Source organism: uncultured Polaribacter sp. (assembly GCF_947500975.1).
In the GTDB taxonomy this organism is placed as follows: Bacteria; Bacteroidota; Bacteroidia; order Flavobacteriales; family Flavobacteriaceae; genus Polaribacter.
This window is the reverse complement of sequence record NZ_CANMUE010000039.1, coordinates 1-1009: the sequence shown is the minus strand read 5'-3', so window position 1 is coordinate 1009 and position 1009 is coordinate 1. Positions and strand designations below refer to the sequence as shown.

1 protein-coding gene is annotated in these 1009 nt (G+C 28.6%); it reads right to left on the bottom strand.

Annotation, left to right across the window (positions count from 1 at the left end; genetic code table 11):
* Positions 1–305 precede the first annotated feature (305 nt).
* On the bottom strand, positions 306–911 hold the full coding sequence (locus Q0733_RS12920) for a hypothetical protein (RefSeq protein WP_298782746.1): 606 nt from the start codon (positions 909–911) through the stop codon (positions 306–308).
* Positions 912–1009: the final 98 nt, after the last annotated feature.

Below are 1009 nucleotides of genomic sequence, written 5' to 3'. Positions count from 1 at the left end.
AAATATTCCACCAATTGTTCCTAAAATAGCTAATAATTTTTGATTATAATTCTTTACTTTTTCAATTTTCATAAAAGTTCGTTTTTAATGACACACAACGGCTTCGGCTAAGGTTAGTACGGGATTAAATAAGCATTTAATTTCGGATTAAGCGATTAGCCAAAACTTTTTATTTTGTTTTATCTTTTTTCTGTTCTAAAGCCAAATCAAAAGATTTGGCGGACTCTATAAAAATACACTACATTTTGGATTAAATACCAAAACCCGTATTAATTTTAGCCATTGTTGTAAGTAGTACTTTGTTTTTATTCTTTAACGTAAACGGTTTTGTCAAAAAATAATCTTCGTTCATAACCTTTTCCTTTTACCTTACCTCTTTCAACAATTAAACCTCGAATTCTCTTTTTTCCAGGTGTTGAATATTCTATTCCAAATTCCGAAATGTGATTTAAAGGCAAATCTAAATTCAATAATTTGTCATTAGATATTCCGTCATTTTTTAAACTATGGAATGTATCAAGTTTTATTTCTGATAGATTAGAAAAGTCCTCTTTTAATTTTTCTTCGTCTGGAAGTACAACAAACATATCTGATTCCCATTTTATTGTTGGCTTAGTTAAAGTAAATTGCAATTTAGTTACTTTACCTAATTTAGTTGTGTCCATTATAAAAGTATCGAAATAATTTCCACCAATTGTATCATTTTTTTTGTCTACAATCCATATTTGATTAGCATATTCTTTTCCGTCAATGTTAATATATTCAACTATACTGTCTTTAATATTTTCATCTGCTACTTTGAATTTTCTTATTCCAATTCTGTTTGTCGTTTCCGTTAAAGAGTTTTTTTTATTGTCCGTTTTACAGGAAAAAATAACAATGCACAAAATCAGTAAAAAGGTGGGCTTCATAGGTTTTTCGGTATTACTTACAACGGTTTTGTGTATGATTAGTGGCGTGTTTAAGCACCTAATTTAGCAAATAAAAACCGAATAGAAAATCCGCGAGG

Coding starts and splice junctions, on each gene's coding strand:
- Q0733_RS12920 (WP_298782746.1), bottom strand. CDS start 911: ATGAAGCCCACCTTTTTACTGATTTTGTGCATTGTTATTTTTTCCTGT.